This window comes from Nocardia vinacea (genome assembly GCF_035920345.1).
GTDB classification, from domain to species: Bacteria; Actinomycetota; Actinomycetes; order Mycobacteriales; family Mycobacteriaceae; genus Nocardia; species Nocardia vinacea_A.
In genome coordinates this window covers 3,492,002-3,510,465 of record NZ_CP109149.1, presented here as the reverse complement: position 1 = coordinate 3,510,465, position 18,464 = coordinate 3,492,002, and the positions used below count along the sequence as shown (strand labels likewise).

Sequence of the window (18,464 nt, the reverse complement as noted above, 5' to 3'; positions counted from 1 at the left end):
CACGGCTGCGGTGGGTCAGCGGCGGATGGCGGCGATGGCTTTTTCGATGCGTTTGGTGGAGACCGGGTACGGCGTCCCGAGCTTCTGGGCGAAGAGGCTGACGCGGAATTCCTCGATCATCCACCAGATTTCGGTGACATCTTGCGCGTGCTTGCGGGTTTCGGGCAGGGCATTGACGAGGCGGTCGTAGGCGGTGAGTGCGCGGTCGATTTCGACCATGCCCTGGCGGTCGCGGACCGCGGAGCCGGGTAGCGACTCCAGGCGGGTGTGGGCGGCCGCCAGGTAGCGGGGGAGTTCGCGCAGCCGAGCGCTGCCCCACTCCGAGACGAAACCGGGGAAGATCAGGTCGTCGAGTTGCTGGCGGACATCGTCGGCGATATCGCGTTCGGCGGTGTCGGTGAGCGCGGATGAAACCTGGTGCGCCCCAGCCAACACCGGCACTACCAGGCGTACGATGCGGGCAACGGCGGACACGAAGTCGGGGCGGATCTTCGCGACCAAAGCGTCGAACTGGCTCGGACTGCGCACCGGCCCACCGGCGGCGGCGATCAGTTCGTCCGCGGCGGCGGCGCGGCAGTCCTCGATGAGCGCGTCGAGCGAGCCGTACGGATTCTGGCTCAGCGCAAGCCGATCCCGCGGTGGCAGACTCGCCGTGACGGTGCGGACCGAGGTGGGAATGGCGCTCGACACCAGTGCGCGCGTGCCCGCCCGCATGGCGGCGGCCTGCTCGGCGGGGGAGCTCAGGACGCGCACCGCGACACCCTCGCCCTCGGGGACCAGCGCCGGGTAACCGGTGACCGTCTGTCCGGCCACCTCGCTGCGCACCGTCGGCTCGACCGTCCCCAGTGATTCCGAGGTCCACACGGTGGCGGGGGCACGTTCCGCACCCGCGGTCGCGCGGGCGACCGAGGCCGAAACCTGCTCGGACAGCTGGGTTTTCAACTGGGCGAGATTCTTCCCGCGCGCCAGCACCTGACCGCTGGCAGCGATCGCGGCGAAGGTCATGCGCAGGTGGTCCGGAAGCGCGGCGGGGTCGAGATCCCTCGGTGCGATGGTGACCGAACCGAGCCGCGACAGCTCCCTGGCCAGGCCGGTGCGCAGGGGCTCGGCGCGCGGCGTGAGCGCGGCGAGTGCGGCCGCGGCGAAGTCCGGTGCGGGAACGACGGTGCGGCGCAGAGCCTTGGGCAGCGTCTTGATCAGCGCGGTGGCCAATTCGTCGCGCATACCGGGGACCAGCCAGTCGAAGCCCACGGCACGCACATGTGCCAGCTGCTCGACCGGGATCCGCACGGTGACACCGTCATCGTCATTGCCCGGCTCGAATTGATAGGTGAGCGGGAAGCTCAACTCGCCCTGGCGCCAAGCGTCCGGGAATGCGGTCGGGTCGAGCGTCGCCGCGGCGTCATTGACCACGGTATCGGTCGAGAAGTCCAGCAGCGCGGGATCTTTGCGCTTCGCGGTGCGCCACCAGCTGTCGAAGTGGCGCACCGAAACGATATCGGCCGGGATGCGCTTGTCGTAGAACTCGAACAGCACCTCATCGTCGACGAGGATGTCGCGGCGGCGGGCGCGGTGCTCCAAATCGGCGACATCGTCGAGGAGTTCGCGATTGCGGTGGAAGAATTCGTGCCGGGTCTGCCACTCACCCTGTACGAGAGCATGCCGGATGAACAGCTCGCGCGACAGTTCCGGATCGATCCGGCCGTAGTCGACGGCACGGCTGACCACCAGCGGTACGCCGTACAGCGTCACCCGCTCATAGGCGCGCGCCGCGCCGCGCTTGGATGACCAATGCGGTTCGGAGTAGGTGCGTTTCACCAGATCTCCGGCCAGGCGCTCGGCCCACTCCGGCTCCACCCGCGCCGCCATCCGGCCCCAGAGCCGGGAGGTTTCGACCAGTTCGGCCGCCATCACCCAGCGGGGCGGCTTCTTCGCCATCGAAGATCCGGGGAAGATCATGAATTTGGCATTGCGGGCACCGAGGAATTCGCGGGTCTCGGCCTCACGGACGCCGATGTGGGAGAGCATGCCCGCCAGCAGGGCCTGATGGATGGCGGTCGAATCCCATGGTGTGCCATCGTCTCCGGCGGCCGGTGGTTTCGAAGCGTCGGTGTTGTCGCGGCCGCGGTTCGCCGTCGCGCGAGCTGAATCGGACTTGCGCTGTCCACGTTCCGAATCGCGACTATCCGCGGCGGATCGCTCACGGCGCGAACCGCTTTCGGTGCCGTCCGAACCGTCGCCGCTCGCCGACCACCCGAGCCCCCGCGTGATCGTCCGCAGCTGCCCGTGCAGATCCTGCCACTCCCGAATCCGCAGATAGTGCAGGAACTCGTCCCGGCACATGCGCCGGAACTGATTGGACGACAGCGACTTCCGCTGTTCGGTCAGGTACTCCCACAACCGCAGGTAAGCCAGGAAATCCGAGCCGTCGACCACGAAGCGGGCATGCTTGGTGTCCGCGGCCTGCTGATGGTCCGCGGGACGTTCGCGCACATCCTGAATGGACAGTGCGGCAACAATGATCAGCACATCGGCGAGCACGCCATTGCGGTGGGCTTCGACCAGCATGCGCGCCATTCGCGGATCCACCGGTATCTGTGCCATTTCGCGGCCGGTAGGCGTAAGCGTCAATGTCGTGTCCGGCACCTGGTCCGCTCGCCCAGTGCTATCGGTGGCGGCAACTTCTTGCGTCGTTGAATCAGCCTGCTGCCGAGCGGGTTTCGCGGTTGCGCGCGGTGCAAGCGCGCCCAATTCCTCCAGGAGCGCGACACCGTCGCGAATAGCCCTGCGGTCGGGCGCCTCCACGAAGGGGAACTTCTCGATATCGCCGAGTCCGAGCGCGGTCATCTGCAGAATGACGGCGGCCAGATTGGTCCGCAGGATCTCCGGTTCGGTGAAGGCGGGCCGGGATTCGAAATCGTCCTCGGAGTACAGGCGGATGCAGATGCCGTCGGCGACGCGGCCACAGCGTCCCGCGCGCTGGCGCGCCGAGGCCTGCGAGACCTCTTCGATGGGCAGGCGCTGCACCTTGGTGCGCATCGAATAGCGTGATATGCGCGCGGTGCCGGGATCGACGACATAGCGGATGCCGGGGACGGTCAGCGAGGTCTCGGCGACATTGGTGGCCAGCACAACTCGTCGCCCCGGATGCGGGGCGAAGACGCGATGCTGTTCGGCCGTGGACAGGCGCGCGTAGAGCGGCAGTATCTCGGTGCGCGGAATCTGTAGGTCGCGCAACGCATCCGCGGCGTCGCGGATCTCGCGTTCGCCGGATAGGAAGACCAGCACGTCACCGTCGCCCTCGGCGAAGAGTTCCCGCACCGCGTCACCGATGGCGTCGACCGGGTCGCGGTCGACGATCCGGGTGTCCTCGTCGTCGTCATCGGTGGCGACGGGTAGCTCCAGCGATAGCGGCCGGTACCGGATTTCGACCGGATAGGAACGGCCGGATACTTCGACAATCGGTGCGGGAATCCCTGAATCGTCCGCGCTCGGGTCATTTGTTTGCTGCGCAAAGTGCCTGGCGAACAATTCCGGATCGATGGTCGCCGAGGTGATGATCACCTTGAGATCCGGTCGGCGCGGCAGCAATTGCTTCAGGTAGCCGAGCAGGAAGTCGATATTGAGGCTGCGTTCGTGCGCCTCGTCGATAATGAGCGTGTCGTAGCGGCGCAGCAGCCGGTCGCGCTGGATTTCGGCGAGCAGGATGCCGTCGGTCATCAGCTTGACGAGTGTGCGATCCGAGGCATGGTCGGTGAAACGCACGGTGTAGCCGACGACATCGCCCAGTTCGGTGCCCAACTCCTCGGCGATGCGCTCGGCGACCGTGCGCGCGGCCAGACGGCGCGGCTGGGTGTGGCCGATGGTGCCGCGGATGCCACGGCCGAGTTCCAGGCAGATCTTCGGAATCTGGGTGGTCTTACCCGATCCGGTCTCACCGGCGACGATGACGACCTGGTTGTCCAGGATCGCCTTGGCGATATCGTCGCGGCGTGCGGAGACCGGTAGCTGCTCCGGATAGCGGATTTCGGGTACCGCGGCGCGGCGGGCCTCGACGCGCTGCTCGGCCGCCGCGATCTCGGCCGTGATGCCGGTGAGATCGCCGCCGCGGGCCCGGTCCAGGTTGCGGCGCAACCGGTGTTCATCGCGGAGGGTTACGGCGGCCAGGCGGGTCCGAAGCTCGCGAAGATTCACGTCGGCTGTCCTGGTCATTGCGTTCACCAGGGTAGCGAAACCGGCGCGTCGAATCCGAGTCGGGCGTGGGCATCCGTTCAGCACACCGGCGGTGCGGCCGGCGACACTGTGCTGTCGCGCTGCTCGGCTCGCCGCTCGGAGCGGTCCTGATGTGGGAAGAATCGACGAGATCGGGGCGATCCGCGCCCGCCGCTGGCAGGCGATTCGCGGCGCCGCCACCCTCTACCTGCTGATCACCGGCGTCGTCTACGCCGTCCTGCTCGCCAAGGTCGACGTCATGCTCACCGACCGATGGATCAACGACATCCTGCACCGCATCCTGCCGATCGTCATGGTCCTGAACTGGATCCTGGTCCCGGTGACCCTGGGCATCAGCCACGCACTGATCGGCGGCTGGCTCATCTACCCGGTCGTCTACGGCGCGCACACCCTCATCCGCGGCCCATCGTCGACTGGTATCCGTACCCGTTCATCGACCCCCGCGAACAGGGCGACGTCTCCCTCGTCATCGGCCTGGTCATCCTCACCGGCGTCTTCGCCCTACTGGCCGTCGCCGCTCTCGGCGCACTGGTCGACCGGCGACGCGAGCCGATCTCAACCGCCTGACCAGCTCCTGAAGTCGAGCAGATTCGCTTGGTGACCTCCTGAGTCGGCCGCCACCGGATCAGTGAACGGCTCGACGGGCTGAAGTAGGCCAGATCCCGTGGAGTCGTGCGTCTTCCGCATCCGCTTGCGCGAATCCCGCTCGGAAGGACGGTATCCGGTGTTCACGGTCGTGTAGATCGGTCCCGAAGGCGTCGATCGTTCGCTCGTCCCGCGTGATCAGCAACGACTCTGCCGGTCTGAATTTCGTGTCGCGGTTGGTTGTCGGAAACAGGTGTGCCAGTGGATGAATGGTGACGAAACAGCTCCGCTCCGCCGACCAGATCCGCGTTACCGCGGAGTGCATGCCACCGTCCGTGCAACAATCGCGGCATGCGCGCCGTCGCGATTTCTCCTTGGTGGATACGGTGGCTTCGGGTCGCGTTCGCGGTACTCGGCCTGGTCGCGCTCATCGTCGGACTGCTGCAGAACGGCTCGGTTCAGGCCGGTGATCTGAACCTCTTCACCGATCAGGCGAATCTCCTCGGTTTGCTCGTACTGCTGGTCGGGGCGCTGTTCGATCCGCGTGATCGACACTGGCAGTTGGTGCGCGGTGCGGCCACGCTGTATCTGCTCATCATCGGCATCGTGTACGCGGTGCTGCTGTCGCATATCCCGGTGGGAGATGAACAGGGGTGGGTGGATGACGTGCTGCAGCGCATCATGCCTATGGTGATGATCGTGGACTGGGTGCTGGCACCGGTCGCTCTCGGTATTTCCGGGCGGCTGATCGCGTGCTGGCTGGTCTACCCGCTCGGCTACGGCGCGTACACCCTCATTCGTGGGCCGATCGTCGACTGGTATCCGTACCCGTTCCTCGATCCACGGCATCAGGGCTATGTGTCGATGGCGATGGGCCTGGTGGTCCTGGTCATCGGATTCGCGCTACTCGTCGTCGCGGTGGCCGCGCTCGGTGCGCTGTGCGGCCGCCGGCGCGGTGCGGACGAGCCGGGGAGCGACGAAGTGACGTGGTTGTCGAATAGAGGTGGTTGACATGGGCGCGCTATGGCACGGGTTCGCCGACATGGGTGCTGTCGAACGCGATGGCGCGTTCGTCGTGGCACGCGGTGCGGGTGCCTACATCTACGACCAGGCGGGCACCAGGTATCTGGACGCGACGGCCGGGCTGTGGTTCACCAATGTCGGGCACGGACGCGCCGAGATCGCGGATGCGGTCGCCGCACAGCTGCGCACGGTCGCGCACTATTCGAACTTCGGTGATTTCGCCGAACCCGCCACACAGGAGTTGGCGGAGAAGTTGGCGAGCATCGCACCGGTGCCGGGCAGCAAGATCTTCTTCACCTCCGGCGGCTCGGATTCGGTGGACACCGCGGCCAAGCTCGCCCGCCGCTACTGGCACGAGCTGGGACGGCCGGACAAGACCATTGTGGTCGGCAGACAGCGCGCGTATCACGGAATGCATATCGCGGGAACGGCTTTGGCGGGAATACCGGTCAACCGCGAGGGCTACGGCGAGCTGATGGCAGATGCCCGCACCGTCGAATGGGACGATGCGAAGGCGCTACTCGCGCTCATCGAGGAGATCGGCGCGGAGCGCATCGCGGCCTTCTTCTGCGAACCCATCATCGGCGCGGGCGGGATCTACTTGCCGCCGGACGACTACCTCACCGAGGTCCGCCGCATCTGCCGCGATCACGACATCCTCTTCGTCGTCGACGAGGTCGTCACCGGCTTCGGCCGCATCGGCGGATCCTGGTTCGCCGCAACCCGTTTCGAGCTCGAACCCGATCTCATGACCACCGCAAAGGGCCTCACCTCCGGCTACGTCCCGATGGGCGCGGTCTTCATCGCACCCCACATCGCCGACCCCTTCTTCCGCGGCGGCGTCTGGTGGCGCCACGGCTACACCTACGGCGGCCACGCCGGCGCCGCCGCCGCAGCCCTCGCCAACCTCGCCATCATCGAACGTGAAAACCTCCTCGCCGAAGCGAAGCGCCTGGAATCCACCCTCCACGAAAAGCTCGCGCCCCTCGCGGATCACCCCCGCGTCGCCGAGGTCCGCAGCGGCCTCGGCGCTGTGGCCGCGATCCAACTGGCCGATCCCGCCGAAGGTCTCCCGCTGGTCAAAACTCTACGAGCCAACGGTATTTCGGGACGTGCAGCAGGTCAGGGCGCGATGCAGATCTCCCCATCCTTCGTCATGACCGACGCCCAAGTCGACGAACTCGTCGAGGGCTTCACCCGTGCCCTGGGATGAGCCGACACGCCCGGGCTGCTGATCTGCCGAGCCTGCACCAATTCGGACAGAGGGTCACCATGCGCTGGTGTTATCGGCCTATGCCGCCAACAACGCATGGTGATCGTCTGACCAGCTAGGGCGATCGCGCTGGTGAGGTATGTTCCCGCCCTGGTGTCGCCGACGAGTGGCGCGCCTGCCACTCGCCGGCGGGGGTCGTCTAGACGGTGGTGACGACCTCGTCGTAGGTCAGGCGGGGGGAGCGGGGGAACCAGGCGTCGGTGCCCGGGATGCCGATGTTGACCACGACCAGTGCGCTGTGGGTGCCGTCGGGGAAGAAGTCCTTGTCGAGACCCTCGGCATCGAAACCGTTCATGGGACCTGCGGCGAGACCGGCCGCGCGGATGCCGAGGATGAAGTAACCGGTTTGGATGAGGGCGTTGAAGCGGGCCGATTCGGCGCGGTAGCCCCGGTCGGCGAAATAGTCCATGGCTTCGGGGGCGTGCGGGAAGACCTTCGGCAGGTTTTCGTGGAAGTTCAAGTCGGCGGCCAGGATTGCGGTCAGGGGTGCGGCCGCGGTCTTGGGCTTGTTGTTGTCGATCATGTGGGTGACCAGGCGGGCCCGTGCCTCCGGGCTGCGAACCAGGACGATGCGCAGCGGCTGCTGATTCATCGATGTGGGGCCGTATTTGATCAGTTCGTAGATATCGCGGATCTGGTCGTCGGTGACCGGTGCGTCGGTGAAGGTGTTCGCGGTGCGCGCCTCCCGGAACAACAGGTCCTGGGCTTCGGCGGCAAGGGTCAACAGGGTTTCTGGCTGCACGGTGTTCACGTGGTACTCCTCGAAATATCGTCGGGGACAGCGGAATCAGTCATGGGCGACGCGCCGGGACCGGGTCAGCAGATTGCCCTCCACCCGGACGAGCACGTCGTGTACGACGCAGCTCGGCGCGATTTCGGGCTTGCTGTTCGGCCGGATCTTGACCACGAGGCAGTAGGCGGTGGAGACGATGGTTCCATCGTCCTGCGGCTGCAGGTTGATCATGTTGAACCAGTGCCTGCGCTGCATCGGATCAGCCTCGAAACGCTTGTGGAATTCGACCAGGTCCGAGACGATGCCCGCCCTGGTCCGGGCCGGTGGCCGGCCCGGTGTGTGTTCGAATTCCGCATCCTCGGTGAAGGTTTCGGCGTATCCCGGGATGTCGCGGTTGTCCAGCCGCTGCATCTGATCGGCGTAGAACTGCTGGACCTCGGCGTACAACTCGGTGCGGCTGGCGACGGTGGTCATGGTGGCTCCTTGGTTGCGGCGGGGCGCGGCTGGACGCAACGGTCGCCGATGCCGCTAGAGACTGGCTCGAGCCGCGCGCGGGTTGACCGGGGCTATAGGACCCGCGACGAGTCTGGAGGTCGAAAAGCCCGGCGAGTACGGAAAGACCGATGGAGGAGTCATGGCGGAAAGTCAGCGCGTCGCGCTGGTCACCGGAGCGACCAGCGGTATGGGCCTGGAGATCACCAAAAGCCTGGCGGCCCAGGGCATCGCGGTGTTCATCTGCGCTCGCGATCAGCAGAAGTTGACCGATACGGTCAAGAGCCTGCAGGACGACGGTCACGAGGTCGACGGCACGGTCTGCGATGTCGTCGATGCCGCGCAGATCCGTGAATATGTCGACGCGGGCGTGCGGCGCTATGGCCCGGTCGACATCCTGGTCAACAATGCGGGACGCAGCGGCGGCGGCGTCACCGCGGAAGTCACCGACGAGCTGTGGTTCGACGTGATCAATACCAACCTCAACAGCGTCTTCCTGATGACCAAGGCAGCGCTGACCGCGGGCGGCATGCTCGAGCGCGGCAGCGGCCGCATCGTGAATATCGCCTCCACCGGCGGCAAACAGGGTGTCGTACACGGTGCGCCGTATTCGGCCTCCAAACACGGCGTGGTCGGCTTCACCAAGGCGCTCGGACTGGAACTGGCCAAGACCGGGATCACGGTGAACGCGGTGTGCCCGGGTTTCGTGGAAACCCCGATGGCCGAACGGGTTCGGGAGGTCTACTCCGGTCTGTGGGGTGTGGATACCGACGAGGTGCACGCCCGGGTGAGCGCACGTGTGCCGATCGGACGCTACGTGCAGCCGTTCGAGGTCGCGGCGATGGTCGACTATCTGATCGGCCCCGGCGCGGGCGCGGTCACCGCGCAGGCGCTGAATGTCTGTGGCGGACTTGGCAATTACTGAGAGGCCTGGGCAATGACCGCAGTGGAGGAGAACACATCGGGTGCGCTCGACGGCGCAACCGGGCACGACGAGTATCTGCGGATCCTCGAGGCGATCCAGACGGGTGCGCTGCAACTGCTCGCGGGTTTTCCGCAGCAGCCGAGCGCGCTGCGTGTCCAGGTGGGTGAGGTGACGATCGAGGCCGAATGGCAGGTCTCGGCAGCACCGCTCGGCGTGGCCCCCGAAGTGGCAGGGGGAGCGGTGGAAACCCCGGCCGCGCCCGATGAGCCGGCACTCGGTGCGGTCTTCCGCGCACCGAGTGTCGGGGTGTTCTATCGCGGCCAGGAACCGGGCGCGGCCCCCTTCGTAGAGGTGGGCGACCGGGTGACGGCCGGACAGCAGATCGCCATCGTGGAGGCGATGAAGTTGATGATCCCGGTGACCGCGCAGGCTGGCGGCGTGATCACCGAGATACTCAAGGAAAACAACGAACCGGTCCAATTCGATGAGCCCTTATTCTCGTATTCGCCTGAATAACAGGCGATTTCAGGACGGCGGGCAGGAGCGGCGCCAGGTCAGCACCCGGCGCTGCATCCGCCCGTCGACCCGTGCGGCTCCGATGAGCGTGAGGACGTCGCCGTTCAGCGACATCTGGCGCACCTGTTCGGTATCGGCCCAGGCCGGGTTGGAGCACACGGTGATCGCGTGCACCATCTCCGCGCCGCGCCTGCGCCAGGTTCCCGCATAACCCATGAAGGGCGGTGTGCCCGTCGCTGCGTCGGTGCGCATCATGCTCACCGACATATAGCCGTGCGCGCCGTAGATCAGCAGGCCGCGCGGTGCGTCACCCAGTGGCCCGGTGCTGGTCGCATCGTGTTCGTCGATATCGAAGTAGGACAGCAATTCCCAGGTTCCGACGAGATCGGTGGCGTTCATGTCTCCCACGATGGCGGCCGCCGCTCTAATCACGCTGTAGCCGCCCCACGCGCGAAACCGTGGCTGATCCGCACCAGTCGCCAGACCATCTCGAGTTCGTCGAGATCGCGTGGCCCGTAGACCATTACCAGCGTCTGCGGCAGAAAACGCTGCCGCGCCATGGGATGCAATTCCGCCCAGCCCTGCGTGATCGCCTCGGCCGCAATATCTTTCGGCAGGCACATGTGCAGGCTGCCGTCGTCGTATCCGTGTAGATGGGCGAATTCGGTGCCGACCAGATATGCCTCGCCCGGTCCTTTGGCGATCGTCGGGCGCAGATGCAGCGCCCGGGTATCGGGCAGCGAAACGCCGCTGCGGCCGAGCAGCACGCCGTTCAGCGTGGTCATCCGCGACCACAGGGTTTCCTGCAGATCCGGTGGCGCTAGCTGGTTGAGCTGCTGATGTGGATTGTGTGCCCGGGTGCGCGGCCGGTCGCCGGAGCGGCGCGGCAGATCGATGCGTCCGTCCACGGATGCCGTTGTCATGACTGTGTTCCCTTCGGTTTTCGTTCGCGGTGGTGCTCGCTCACGACCCCTGGCTTCACAGTACTTTCCAAAGTATAGTACTTACCAAGTGGAAAGTGAGGACCAATGAGGCAGGCATCGCGTAGCGATTCGATGAGGGGTGGTGGTCGGGCGGCGAGTGGGCCGGCCGCCGTCGATCCGTGTCCGATCACCCCGGTGATCGACCTCGTTTTCGGCCGGTGGTCCACCCAGGTGCTCTGGGTGCTGACCCATGACGGCCGACTGCGCTTCACCGAACTCGAACAGCGCATCCCTGGCCTCACCCCCAAGGTGCTGACCCAGCGCCTGCGCCAGCTGGAACGCGACGGACTGGTGTCCCGCACCTACCACGCCGAGGTGCCACCCCGCGTCGAGTACGAAGCCACCCCGCTCGCGGTCACCCTGACCCCGGTCTTCGCGAGCATCGTCGACTGGTCGAGCGCACATCTCAGCGAAGTACTCGCCGCCCGCGCCGCGTACGACGCGGCCGAATCCTGACCCGATCCGGCTGGGCGGCAAACTGTTTCGTCATCGAGAGGCAATGGCTATCGCGCGGATTCACCGCTAACGTCATGGGGTTCCGTCGGATGACGACCAAGGAGGCGCATCGTGTTCGATCGCTCGCAGCTGTTCGCTCTGTCGACCCTGGTACCACTCGCCATTGCCGCCGTGGCGACCGCCGCCGGCCCGGCAGCCGCCGACCCCAATGGGCTCGATCAGCTGACACCGGTGGACGAGACCGGATATCTGGTCGACGACCCGCACTACAAGGGCGCCGTCTTCTTCCGGTCGCCCGACGGCCGCAACTGCGGATTCTTCCTGGACGGCCCGGCCGGATGCGATGCGGTGCCGATCGACGCACCGCCGGGCACGAACCAGGTGCGTTCGTCGACCGTGGAAGCGGCCCATTTCCTGACGGCCGACCAACCCACCTTTACCTACCCGGGTGGCGCGCAGGTGCTGCCGGAGGGGCAGAAGGTCGCCGTCGGTGGCACCACCTGCGGCATCGGCTACCAGGGCACGGTGACCTGCGAGACCGGAGCGCACGGGTTCACCCTTGCGGCGACCTACGGTGTCCTGCATTAGGCAAGCGTTGTCCGCGGTGCCAATGCCAGGAGGTGCCCGGCCAATTCGCGCGGCATGGTGATCATGCAGTCGTGCCCGGTCGGCAGCACGTGCAGACGGCCGGGCGGCAGGTCGGCGGGCGGCAGGGTGCGCGGCATGGCGGCGCGCATGGCCTTGTAGGCTTCGCCGCCCTCGCTGCAATACACGTGTGTCACCGGAATATCCGCCAGCGCAATGGGATTCGTGAGCAGCATGCGCTGTTGGAAAGTCTCGAGCGACTGTGCGGTCATCATCGAGGCGGCCCAGCTCAAATCGGGTTCCTCGGTGATGCCGTACAGGCCGCCGTCGCCCATCGGCTCGGTCTGCGGCGGTACGCGCCAGCCATCGCCGTATTCGGTGGCCGCGGCGGCGAAGGCATCGACCATACCGGGCATGATGTCGGCGACCGCCTCACCGTCGCGCGGGACGAAGGTGTCGATATAGACGAGTTCGGCGATGCGGTCGGGGACGGCGTCGGCGACCGCGGTCACCACGATGCTCGCGTAGCTGTGCCCGACCAGGACGACGTCGGTGAGATCCGCGGAGGTGAGCAGGCCGACCAGATCCTCGACGTGGGTATCCAGGCCGACATCCGGGGTCAAGAGATCGGCGCGGTCGCCGAGGCCGACAAGCGACGGGGCCAGCACACGATGTCCGGCGTCCTCGAGCAGCGGCAGCACCCGCTGCCAGGCCCAGCCGCCGTGAAATGCGCCATGCACGAGCAGATATGTCGACACGATCAGTTCTCCCTGAATTTCGTTAGGGCAGTGACGGTTCCGGCGACATCGGCCACCGGTGGCACATGTTCGGGCCGGATGCCGAGCCCGATCACCCGGGCCACCAAACGGGGTAGCCGGGGAAAGCGCCGCAGCAGACGTACCAGCAGTGGCCTGTCGGTGCCCGGTCGTCCGGCATTCGGATAGAGATCCGACAGCAGCCGCAGTTGCGCGAATTGGACTACGCGCATGGGGAATTCACGCCTGCTCTGCACGGCGCGCAATTGTGCGACGCTCGGTCGAGCACCCGTGCCGAGGATGGGCGCGAGCAGCCGGGCGGTCGCGATCGCGTCCTGTACCGCGAGATTGATGCCGACTCCGCCCGCGGGCGACATGGCATGGGCCGCATCGCCGATCGCGAGGAGGCCGGGCCGGTACCAGCGCCGTAGCCGATCCACCCGCACATCAAGGGGTTTCACGTCATCCCAGGTGCGGATCTCGGCCGCCAGATGCTCGGTGAGGCTCGGATAGATCGCGGCGAGGTCGGCACGGAAGTCGGCGAGTCCGGCGGCCTTCACAGTCGCGAATCCGCCCTTCGGGATCATGTAGGCGACCTGCAGGTAGTCGCCGCGGTCGATGCAGACGATGAAGAAGCCATTGCCGCTGCGCACGGTAGGCAGCCGCTCGCCGTCGGGTTTGCTGACCCGGAACCACAGCACGTCCATCGGCGCCGCGCCGGCCGCGACCTCCAGCAGGCCGCCGCGCACAATCGAATTGCGTCCATCCGCGGCGATCACCAACTGGGACCGGACCTCGAGAGGTCCCTCGGGTGTGCGTACCCGTGCGCCGACCACGGTGTCGTGCTCCTGGATGAGTTCGGTGACCTCGGCCCGCTGGATCAAGCGGAAGCCCGGGTACCGCCCACCGGCCTCGGCCAGGAAGTTCAGCACATCCCACTGCGGCATAAATGCCACGAACGGGAAACCGCCTGGGAGCGAGCGGAAGTCGGCGAAGATCACCGGCCCACTCGCGGTGGCCATCGGCAGCTGTGGCAGTTCGACGTGCGGTAGCGCGAGGAATTCGGTGGCCAGCCCGAGTTCGTCGATCGCCCGGAGAGTGGATGGGTGCACGGTGTCACCGCGGAAGTCGCGCAGGAAGTCCGGATGCTTTTCCAACACAAGCACTTCCACGCCCGATCGGGCGAGCACTAGACCGGTCATCAGCCCGGCCGGTCCGCCGCCGACCACGCAGACCCGCACCGATTCGGTTGTCACGCCAGACATGTCGGCACCTGCCCGTGGTTGTACACGATCATCTCGCCGAAAATCGACAGCACATCCAGCGGCTCGCCGATCGGACCGCCCGCCCACTCCGCATCGGCGCGGTACAGATTGCCGACTATGCGCTCTTCGTCGACCAGATCGGCGAATTCACCGTGATCGGCCTCGAGCGCGATGGCCAGCGGGGTGAGTCCGAGGGAGCGGCCCTCGGCGGCCAGCTCCTGCACCCACCGCAGATATCGCAATGTCTGCTCGAAGATCTCGGGTCCGGTCACCGGACCGTGCCCGGACACCACAGTTTCCGCGCCCAGTTCGGCTAGCCTGCTGATCGCGTTTATCGTCCCGCTGACCGATCCCATCAGGCAGAACGGCGCGGCCCCCGACATCACCAGATCTCCGGCGAAGAGCACCTTCTCCTCGGGCAGCCACGCCACCACATCATTGGTGGTGTGCGCGGCCGGTCCGAGGTGGAATAGTTCGACGCGCCGTTCGCCGATATGCAGGGTCACGCGGCCGCTGAAGGTGATGCTGGGCAGGGTTACTCGCACATCGCCCCACTGCACCTGCGGCCACAGTTCGGTCAGCGCGAGTCCGGTCTCGATCATCTCCGGCCGGATCCGATCGTGGCCGATGACGACCGCGGTGGGCCCGAAGAGGTGATTGCCGAAATTGTGGTCGCCGTGATGGTGGGTGTTGACAATCGTTCTGGCCGGACCGATATCGAGGCCGTCGACGAATTCGACCAGCGCGCGGGTGCGTCCCTCGGTCGCCAGCGTATCGATCACCACCGCCCCGCCCGGCCCCGCCAGCACGCCCGCATTGCTGACACACCAGCCGCCTCGACTGTGCGTGTACGCGTAGACCCGGTCGGCGATTTCGCGCACGACCGGGCCCCCGGCCACCATCGGTGGTTCGGTGGCGGTCATGTCGGTGACTTCACGGACTCGGCATACCGCACCGCGCACAGCAGGGTATTGCGGCTGTTGGTCGACAGCGCTTCGGTGAGATATGCGCGCGCATCGGCGAGATCGGTATCGGCCCCGAGGACTTCGCGGGCGGCAACCGGATTGATCGCAACTGTGTGCCGTGCCGTCACCACCGCACCGTCCGGACCGTCCGCGAATTCCCATGCGCCGCTGTGCCCGAAGAGCATGGCAGGCGGCAGCAGCTGCTTGTAATCGATCCGCTCGTCGGTGACGCAGACGCGCACCGATTTGGTGGTGTGCGGAATACCGCCCGCGGTAACGGTATCCATCTCCATCAGCTGCACACCATCGGCGTCCTCGTCGAGTTCGATCCTGCCGACGTGCGGGACGTGTTCGGGCCAGCGCTCGCTGTGGTAGATGAAGTCGTATGCCTCGGCCGCCGCAATATCGAGCGAGACGGCGTCTTCGAAGGTGTGCACCACCTCGTCGACCGGATGTCCCAGCTCTGCGATATGAGCCAACGCGGCCAACTCTGTCTCGCTATTGCGATCCACCGCGCCCGCCACCAGATCCGGATCGGCGCCGTCCACCACGGTGAAGCGGTGGTCGAGGGTGACCTTCGTTGTGCCGGGATCGATTTCGCGGAACGACCAGCCGCCGCCCATGGACGCGATCGGTGCGTGACTGCGCTCCTGTTCGAAGACGATGCGCCGTTGCGCCGCATCGAGCACCCGCCGGGAGGTCCAATTCTTCACCTCACCATTGACGGTGGCCCACAACCGGAACCGCTCCTCATCGGGTCCGCGGTGCAGATGACGCACCAGCACGCTCGGCGCGAAGATCACCGGCCATTTGGTCACATCCGCGACCAGGGCGTAGACGACCTCTGGCGGCGCCTGCACCACCTTGGTGTGGCTCATCACCTGTGTATTCATGCAGCACCGCGCAATTGGCTATTGACGATATCGACCAGCTCCTGCGGCGTCGTGACATCGATGAGCTGTTCCTCCGGGATCAGCACGCCGAAATCGCGTTGGATCCGCGAGGCCGTTTCGATGAGCGCCAGGGAGTCGTAGCCGAGCTGTTCGAAGTCGAGTCCGGCGATATCTTCGGCGATATCATCGCCGCCCGCGCATTCCACAAGGATCCGGCGTAATTCGGTAATTGTCATGGTCATGATCGGCTCCCTAGGTTTGGTCGACAGCGCGCACGACGACCGCGGAGTTGAAACCCCAACGGCCACGGGCCAGGACGAGGGCGCCGCCGACGGTGGCGGGCCGCGGTGCGCCGAGAACCAGATCGATCCGGTAGTCCTCGGCGAGGGTGGTGGTGTAGGCGGTCGGCGGAATCACCGAATCGCGTATGGACAGCAGTGCGGTCACGATGTCGAGCGGGCCCGCGCCCGAGAACAGCCGTCCGGTCAGCGGTTTCGACGCCGTGACCGGGACGCCACCGGCGCCGAAGATGGCCTCGATGGCCGCCGCCTCGTCCCGATCGCGGTCGGGTACACCCGCCGCATCGGCGAAGACGATATCGATATCGCCCGGTCCCATACCGGCGTCGGCGAGTGCGAGTTCCGCGGCGCGGCGCAGACCCGAGGGTCTTCCCGAATCCGGCGCCGGATCGAATGTCGAAGCGTACCCGGCGATTTCGCCATGCACCTTCGGAACGCCGCGGGCACGGGCCGCCGTGGCGTCCTCGACCACCAGCATCGCACCGCCCTCACCCGGCACATATCCGGCCGCTGCGGTGTCGAATGGCAGATAGGCACGCTCCGGCGCGTCCGACGTGCTGACCTCGCCGCTGGCCAGATGTGAGGCCCAGCCCCAGGGATCGAGCGCGGAATCCACGCCGCCGGTGACCACCAGCGGGGTGCCGCGGTTGACCGTCCGGCGGGCGTGCCCGACCGCGTCCAAACCGCCCGCCTGTTCGGCGACCAGCGCACTGCTCGGCCCGCGCATACCGTGCCGGATCGAGATCTGCCCGGTATTCACCGCGTAGAACCAGGCGAACGACTCGTAGACGCTCACATGCTCGGAACCGCGCGACCACAGCTTATTGAACTCGCGATGGGTGAATTCGAAACCGCCGGAGGCATTTCCGGTGACCACACCCATGTCGTAGTCGGTCAGTGCCGCCGTATCGACCTTGGCGTCGTCCAGGGCCCACTGCGCGGCCACCAACGCCATCCGCGTCGAAATATCGGTCTGCGGCAGCAATCGGCTCGGCAGATGTTCGGCCGCATCGAAATCGGCGACCTGTCCGGCCAATCGCGCGGTGCTGCGGTTGGTGTCGAACCGGGTCAGCGGTGCGATACCACTGTGGCCATCCAACACCGCATCCCAGAAGCGCTCGACGCCGAGGCCATTCGGCGCGAGCACGCCCATACCGGTAACCAGGATCATGCCGCCACCGCCTGGGGTTTACGCAACACCATCGCGCTCTGGAAGCCACCGAATCCGCTACCGACGGTGAGCACGGTGTCCATCCGGTGCTGGCGCGCGGTGAGCGGCACATAGTCCAGATCGCACTCCGGGTCGGCTTCGTGCAGATTCGCAGTCGGCGGCACCACCTGGTATTCCAGCGCAAGCAGGGAGGCGGCGATCTCGACCGAACCGATGGCGCCCAGCGAGTGGCCGACCATCGATTTGATGGAGCTCATCGGCGTCGCGTAGGCGTGCTGGCCGAGACTGCGCTTTACGGCGGCGGTCTCGTGCCGATCGTTCTGCCGGGTGCCCGAACCGTGCGCGTTGATGTAATTCACGCCGGTGGGGTCGATGCGCGATTCGTCCAGTGCGACCCGGATCGCCTCGGCCATCTCCCGGCCGTCGGCCTTGAGGCCGGTCATGTGGTAGGCGTTGCAGCGCGTGGCGTAGCCGGTGATCTCGGCGTAGATACGCGCGCCCCGCTTGCGCGCGCTCTCGTACTCCTCCAGTACGAACAGCGCCGCCCCCTCCGCGAGCACGAAGCCATTGCGCGAGTTGTCGAACGGTCGGGAGGCATGTTCGGCATCGTCATTGCGGGAGGTGGTGGCCTTGATCGCATCGAAGCAAGCCACCACGATCGGCGTAATCGGGGTATCCGCCGCGCCGGCCAGCATCACATCGGCCGAACCCTCGCGGATCAACTGCACGGCGTGGCCGACCGAATCCAACCCGGAGGTGCAGCCGTTGGAGACCATGGCGACCGGCCCTTCCGCGCCCACACTCCAGGCCACCTCGGCGGGCATTACGCTCGGCACCATGTAGTCGAACATGTGCGGGGACAGGTAGGTCTGGTCGACCAGCCAGTTCTTACCGGAATCCGACAGCACGAGATACTCCTGCTCCAGGCTGGTCGCCGCGGCGACCGCGCTGCCGAGGCTGACGCCGAGCCGGTGCGGATCCAGCGATCCGATATCGATGCCGCTATCGGCCACCGCCTCCCGTCCGCACACCACGGCGAACTGCACCGCTCGGTCCATACGGCGAATTTCCCTGGGCGACAACCCTTCCTGAATCGGGTCGAAATCGGCCTCGCCCGCCACCTGGGACCGGTAGGGCGTGGGGTCGAAGAATGAAATCCGGCGCGTCGCGGTACGGCCCTCGGACAGCAGTTTCCAGAACTTGTCCTTACCCGAACCGCCGGGCGCGCGGACACCTAGTCCGGTGACGACAACGCGGCGGCTCATACCGCACCACCGGATGCGTTGGGGTTCATGGCGTTATCTCCCTTCGA

Annotated in this window: 19 protein-coding genes; 7 read left to right on the top strand and 12 right to left on the bottom strand. The window is 66.4% G+C overall.

Features of this window, described 5'->3' with window-relative positions:
- Positions 1–15: 15 nt before the first annotated feature.
- Entirely contained in the window at positions 16–4,212 is a 4,197-nt protein-coding gene (gene hrpA, locus OIE68_RS16365; RefSeq protein ID WP_327100211.1) for an ATP-dependent RNA helicase HrpA, read from the bottom strand.
- Between the two features lie 133 nt (positions 4,213–4,345).
- Here hrpA and OIE68_RS16360 point away from each other — a divergent pair, with 133 nt between their 5' ends.
- The 3 genes from OIE68_RS16360 (at position 4,346) to OIE68_RS16350 (ending at position 7,054) form a co-directional block, all read left to right on the top strand.
- Positions 4,346–4,834 (top strand): Pr6Pr family membrane protein, encoded by a 489-nt coding sequence (locus OIE68_RS16360; protein ID WP_327100210.1) that lies wholly within the window; start codon positions 4,346–4,348, stop codon positions 4,832–4,834.
- Between the two features lie 335 nt (positions 4,835–5,169).
- The gene (locus OIE68_RS16355) at positions 5,170–5,829 is read left to right on the top strand and encodes a Pr6Pr family membrane protein (protein WP_327100209.1); all 660 of its coding nucleotides are present in this window, start codon (positions 5,170–5,172) and stop codon (positions 5,827–5,829) included.
- Between the two features lies 1 nt (position 5,830).
- Positions 5,831–7,054: an aspartate aminotransferase family protein gene (locus OIE68_RS16350; protein WP_327100208.1), complete on the top strand. Its 1,224-nt coding sequence runs from the start codon at positions 5,831–5,833 to the stop codon at positions 7,052–7,054.
- Between the two features lie 199 nt (positions 7,055–7,253).
- Here the strand turns inward: OIE68_RS16350 and OIE68_RS16345 are convergent, their stop codons facing one another.
- Positions 7,254–7,865: a malonic semialdehyde reductase gene (locus tag OIE68_RS16345; RefSeq protein ID WP_327100207.1), complete on the bottom strand. Its 612-nt coding sequence runs from the start codon at positions 7,863–7,865 to the stop codon at positions 7,254–7,256.
- 36 nt (positions 7,866–7,901) lie between these two features.
- Positions 7,902–8,321, bottom strand: a complete 420-nt coding sequence (locus tag OIE68_RS16340) for a nuclear transport factor 2 family protein (protein ID WP_040692670.1) — start codon at positions 8,319–8,321, stop codon at positions 7,902–7,904.
- Positions 8,322–8,481: 160 nt separating this feature from the next.
- Here OIE68_RS16340 and OIE68_RS16335 point away from each other — a divergent pair, with 160 nt between their 5' ends.
- Positions 8,482–9,264, top strand: coding sequence for an SDR family NAD(P)-dependent oxidoreductase (locus tag OIE68_RS16335; RefSeq protein WP_327100206.1), 783 nt, complete (start codon positions 8,482–8,484; stop codon positions 9,262–9,264).
- A 12-nt stretch (positions 9,265–9,276) separates the two neighbouring features.
- Positions 9,277–9,780, top strand: a complete 504-nt coding sequence (locus OIE68_RS16330; RefSeq protein ID WP_327100205.1) for an acetyl-CoA carboxylase biotin carboxyl carrier protein — start codon at positions 9,277–9,279, stop codon at positions 9,778–9,780.
- A gap of 9 nt (positions 9,781–9,789) precedes the next feature.
- On the opposite strand, the gene OIE68_RS16325 is transcribed toward OIE68_RS16330, so the two are convergent.
- Positions 9,790–10,179, bottom strand: coding sequence for a lipocalin-like domain-containing protein (locus tag OIE68_RS16325; protein WP_327100204.1), 390 nt, complete (start codon positions 10,177–10,179; stop codon positions 9,790–9,792).
- A gap of 29 nt (positions 10,180–10,208) precedes the next feature.
- Positions 10,209–10,703, bottom strand: a complete 495-nt coding sequence (locus OIE68_RS16320; RefSeq protein WP_327100203.1) for a luciferase family protein — start codon at positions 10,701–10,703, stop codon at positions 10,209–10,211.
- A 195-nt stretch (positions 10,704–10,898) separates the two neighbouring features.
- Between OIE68_RS16320 and OIE68_RS16315 the strand changes: the two genes are divergently transcribed.
- Entirely contained in the window at positions 10,899–11,219 is a 321-nt protein-coding gene (locus tag OIE68_RS16315) for a winged helix-turn-helix transcriptional regulator (RefSeq protein WP_327100202.1), read from the top strand.
- A 111-nt stretch (positions 11,220–11,330) separates the two neighbouring features.
- Positions 11,331–11,807, top strand: a complete 477-nt coding sequence (locus tag OIE68_RS16310; protein ID WP_327100201.1) for a hypothetical protein — start codon at positions 11,331–11,333, stop codon at positions 11,805–11,807.
- Here OIE68_RS16310 and OIE68_RS16305 read toward each other — a convergent pair.
- From OIE68_RS16305 to OIE68_RS16275, 7 genes are read right to left on the bottom strand one after another with little or no spacing between them, the layout of a single operon-like run.
- Complete coding sequence (locus OIE68_RS16305) at positions 11,804–12,562, bottom strand: alpha/beta fold hydrolase (RefSeq protein ID WP_327100200.1); 759 nt, start codon at positions 12,560–12,562, stop codon at positions 11,804–11,806. The two genes, OIE68_RS16310 and OIE68_RS16305, sit on opposite strands and share 4 nt — an antisense overlap.
- 2 nt (positions 12,563–12,564) lie before the next feature.
- On the bottom strand, positions 12,565–13,824 hold the full coding sequence (locus tag OIE68_RS16300; RefSeq protein ID WP_327100199.1) for an FAD-dependent oxidoreductase: 1,260 nt from the start codon (positions 13,822–13,824) through the stop codon (positions 12,565–12,567).
- A complete protein-coding gene (locus OIE68_RS16295; protein WP_327100198.1) occupies positions 13,812–14,747 on the bottom strand; it encodes an MBL fold metallo-hydrolase in 936 nt (311 codons plus the stop codon). The genes OIE68_RS16300 and OIE68_RS16295 overlap by 13 nt, the downstream gene beginning before the upstream one ends.
- On the bottom strand, positions 14,744–15,682 hold the full coding sequence (locus tag OIE68_RS16290) for an aromatase/cyclase (RefSeq protein ID WP_327100197.1): 939 nt from the start codon (positions 15,680–15,682) through the stop codon (positions 14,744–14,746). The genes OIE68_RS16295 and OIE68_RS16290 overlap by 4 nt, the downstream gene beginning before the upstream one ends.
- Entirely contained in the window at positions 15,679–15,924 is a 246-nt protein-coding gene (locus tag OIE68_RS16285) for an acyl carrier protein (protein ID WP_327100196.1), read from the bottom strand. Before OIE68_RS16285 ends, OIE68_RS16290 begins: the two co-directional genes overlap by 4 nt.
- 10 nt (positions 15,925–15,934) lie before the next feature.
- Positions 15,935–17,152 carry a ketosynthase chain-length factor gene (locus tag OIE68_RS16280; RefSeq protein WP_327100195.1) on the bottom strand — a complete coding sequence of 406 codons (1,218 nt, stop codon included), beginning with the start codon at positions 17,150–17,152 and terminating at the stop codon, positions 15,935–15,937.
- Entirely contained in the window at positions 17,149–18,417 is a 1,269-nt protein-coding gene (locus OIE68_RS16275) for a beta-ketoacyl-[acyl-carrier-protein] synthase family protein (RefSeq protein ID WP_327100194.1), read from the bottom strand. Before OIE68_RS16275 ends, OIE68_RS16280 begins: the two co-directional genes overlap by 4 nt.
- Between the last annotated feature and the right edge of the window lie 47 nt (positions 18,418–18,464).

Bases quoted from the DNA above. Each gene is read 5' to 3' on its own strand.
- OIE68_RS16280 (WP_327100195.1), bottom strand. From the start codon at position 17,152: ATGATCCTGGTTACCGGTATGGGCGTGCTCGCGCCGAATGGCCTCGGC.
- OIE68_RS16355 (WP_327100209.1), top strand. From the start codon at position 5,170: ATGCGCGCCGTCGCGATTTCTCCTTGGTGGATACGGTGGCTTCGGGTC.
- hrpA (WP_327100211.1), bottom strand. From the start codon at position 4,212: ATGACCAGGACAGCCGACGTGAATCTTCGCGAGCTTCGGACCCGCCTG.
- OIE68_RS16350 (WP_327100208.1), top strand. From the start codon at position 5,831: ATGGGCGCGCTATGGCACGGGTTCGCCGACATGGGTGCTGTCGAACGC.
- OIE68_RS16330 (WP_327100205.1), top strand. From the start codon at position 9,277: ATGACCGCAGTGGAGGAGAACACATCGGGTGCGCTCGACGGCGCAACC.
- OIE68_RS16325 (WP_327100204.1), bottom strand. From the start codon at position 10,179: ATGAACGCCACCGATCTCGTCGGAACCTGGGAATTGCTGTCCTACTTC.
- OIE68_RS16290 (WP_327100197.1), bottom strand. From the start codon at position 15,682: ATGAATACACAGGTGATGAGCCACACCAAGGTGGTGCAGGCGCCGCCA.
- OIE68_RS16295 (WP_327100198.1), bottom strand. From the start codon at position 14,747: ATGACCGCCACCGAACCACCGATGGTGGCCGGGGGCCCGGTCGTGCGC.
- OIE68_RS16300 (WP_327100199.1), bottom strand. From the start codon at position 13,824: ATGTCTGGCGTGACAACCGAATCGGTGCGGGTCTGCGTGGTCGGCGGC.
- OIE68_RS16335 (WP_327100206.1), top strand. From the start codon at position 8,482: ATGGCGGAAAGTCAGCGCGTCGCGCTGGTCACCGGAGCGACCAGCGGT.
- OIE68_RS16340 (WP_040692670.1), bottom strand. From the start codon at position 8,321: ATGACCACCGTCGCCAGCCGCACCGAGTTGTACGCCGAGGTCCAGCAG.
- OIE68_RS16320 (WP_327100203.1), bottom strand. From the start codon at position 10,703: ATGACAACGGCATCCGTGGACGGACGCATCGATCTGCCGCGCCGCTCC.
- OIE68_RS16275 (WP_327100194.1), bottom strand. From the start codon at position 18,417: ATGAGCCGCCGCGTTGTCGTCACCGGACTAGGTGTCCGCGCGCCCGGC.
- OIE68_RS16285 (WP_327100196.1), bottom strand. From the start codon at position 15,924: ATGACCATGACAATTACCGAATTACGCCGGATCCTTGTGGAATGCGCG.